This window comes from Streptomyces sp. WAC05292 (assembly GCF_003949955.1).
In the GTDB taxonomy this organism is placed as follows: domain Bacteria; phylum Actinomycetota; class Actinomycetes; order Streptomycetales; family Streptomycetaceae; genus Streptomyces; species Streptomyces globosus.
Genome location: NZ_RPSE01000665.1, coordinates 1 through 1,860 on the forward strand (window position 1 = coordinate 1; position 1,860 = coordinate 1,860).

Consider the following 1,860-nt stretch of genomic DNA (forward strand, 5'->3'; position numbering starts at 1 on the left):
GGGCGTCAGTTCCAGTCGGCGCCGACGCGCAGGCCGCCGCTCTCGGCGGGGCGGGTGTGGGCGTGGCCGTAGCCGTCGGAGGCGCCGTATGCGTCGTCGGCGTCTTCGAGGTCCTCGGGCAGGAGGCTCCAGACGATGAGGTCGGTGCGGGCGCGGCTCCAGCTGCCGTCGGCGTTCTGGACCCGGGCTATCCAGGCGTTGCGCAGGACGCCCTCGCTGATGCAGCCGATCTTCTGGGCGACCTGCTGGGAAGCGGTGTTGTCGGCGGCGGTGCGCATTTCGAGGCGTTCGAAGCCCTGGTCGCGGAAGAGCCACTGGGCGACGGCGAGGACGGACTCGCCGGCGTATCCCTCGCCGCGTGCCCAGGGGGCGGTGATGTAGGCGGCCTCGGTGCTGCGGGTGCGCCAGTCGGTGTTCTTGAGGTGGACGGTGCCGACGAGGCGCTGGGTGAGGAACTCGGCGACGGCGAAGACGATTCCGCGGCCGCTGGTGCGTTCGGCGTGGGCGTGCCGGGTGGCCCAGCCGTGGGCGTCGGCGTGGGTGTAGGGGTGCGGTGCGGGGGTCCAGGCGGTGACGTGCTCGTCGTTCATCATCTCGGCGAGCGCGGTGACGTCCTCCACGTCGAAGGGGCGCAGCACCAGCCGGTCCGTGCTGATGGTGACGTCCGGGAAGGTGGTAGTCATGCGCAGCTCCATGCCTGAGAGGTGGGGCGACCGTGGTGCGGGACCTGGTGGGCGGGGGCGCCGTCGTGCGGGCCGTCCAGCCACAGCATGCAGCATCGAACGGCCTGTGTGCATGGCCGCCCCTGCCCGCTCGCGGGCAGGACGCGGCCCCGCACGCCCGGTCGGGTGTGCGGGGCCGTGTGCCCGGGGCGGCCGCGCCCGGTGCGGGGCGCGGTGGCGGGGTCAGGAGGCGGGGGCGCCGAAGGCCGGGGTGACGGAGCCCTGGTACTTCTCCTCGATGAACGTGCGGACCTCGGCGGAGTTGAGGAGCTTGGCGAGCTTCTCGACGCGCGGGTCCTTCTCGTTGCCGGCCTTGACCGCGAGGAAGTTGGCGTACGGGTTGCCCTCGGACTTCTCCAGGACCAGGGCGTCCTTGGCCGGGGAGAGCTTGGCCTCCAGGGCGTAGTTGCCGTTGATGACGGCGGCGTCGACGTCGTTCAGGGCGCGCGGGACGGTGGCGGCCTCCAGCTCCTTGAACTCCAGGCCCTTCTTGTCGGTGATGTCGGACAGCTTGGCGCTGGTGCCGACGCCTTCCTTGAGGGTGATCAGGTTGTTCGCGGCGAGCAGCTGGAGGGCGCGGCCCTCGTTGGTGGTGTCGTTGGGCACGGCGACGGTGTGGCCGGGCCTCAGGTCCGTGATGGCCTTGACCTTCTTGGAGTAGAGGCCGAGGGGCTCCAGGTGCACGTTGGCGACGGGCACGATGTGGGTGCCGTTCTTCTTGTTGAAGTCGTCGAGGTACGGCTTGTGCTGGAAGTAGTTGGCTCCGACCTGGCCCTGCTCGGTGGCGGTGTTGGGCAGGACGTAGTCGGTGAACTCCTTGACCTCCAGCTTGAGGCCCTCCTTCGCGGCCAGCTTGTCCTTGACGAAGTTCAGGATGTCGGCGTGCGGGCTCGGGGAGGCCGCGACGACGAGGGGCTTGCCCTCGTCCGCCGCGCCGCCGGACGCCGCGGAGGAGGGGTCCGAGGCGCTGCCGCAGGCCGTGAGGCCGAGGGCGAGGGCGGCGGTGGCGGCGGCGAGGGCGGTGGGCTTGGTGTTCTTACGCACGAAGAGTGCCTTTCATTGCGGTGCAAGTGCGCGGGTCGTGCGCGGGTCTTGCAGGTGGTGGCCCAAGCACGACGAGTGCGGGCTCTCGGGGGGG

The 1,860-nt window shown here is 71.0% G+C and carries 2 protein-coding genes; both read right to left on the reverse strand.

The features are described from left to right. Nucleotides 1-5: 5 nt before the first annotated feature. Nucleotides 6-683, reverse strand: a complete 678-nt coding sequence (locus tag EF903_RS32200; RefSeq protein ID WP_125548488.1) for a GNAT family N-acetyltransferase — start codon at nucleotides 681-683, stop codon at nucleotides 6-8. Nucleotides 684-905: 222 nt separating this feature from the next. Continuing rightward, entirely contained in the window at nucleotides 906-1,766 is an 861-nt protein-coding gene (locus tag EF903_RS32205; RefSeq protein ID WP_125548489.1) for a MetQ/NlpA family ABC transporter substrate-binding protein, read from the reverse strand. Nucleotides 1,767-1,860: the final 94 nt, after the last annotated feature.

What these genes read in the sequence shown, in the direction of transcription:
- EF903_RS32200 (WP_125548488.1), bottom strand. Translation starts at nt 683, where the DNA reads ATGACTACCACCTTCCCGGACGTCACCATCAGCACGGACCGGCTGGTG.